The following is a 227-nucleotide window of genomic DNA, read 5'->3' as shown; positions in this document are numbered from 1 at the left end:
TGGGCCTAAATGGACTCGAACCATCGACCTCACGCTTATCAGGCGTGCGCTCTAACCAGCTGAGCTATAGGCCCATACAAATTGCAGGATTTATTTATATCATATCCTCATTTAAGAGTCAATATTGAATTGAACTCTCAAAACTAAACGAAAACGAAACACGGAAACTTATATTGATGAACAGCGTTCATCAATTCTCCATAGAAAGGAGGTGATCCAGCCGCACC

At 41.9% G+C, this 227-nt stretch carries 1 tRNA gene; it reads right to left on the bottom strand.

The features are described 5' to 3' along the window. Positions 1-74: transfer RNA gene (locus JDS98_RS29975), tRNA-Ile, on the bottom strand. Between the last annotated feature and the right edge of the window lie 153 nt (positions 75-227).

It is taken from the genome of Bacillus cereus group sp. N11, from assembly GCF_016483605.1.
GTDB classification, from domain to species: Bacteria; Bacillota; Bacilli; order Bacillales; family Bacillaceae_G; genus Bacillus_A; species Bacillus_A toyonensis.
The sequence above is the reverse complement of the archived record's forward strand: the minus strand, read 5'-3'. Positions and strand labels throughout refer to the sequence as shown.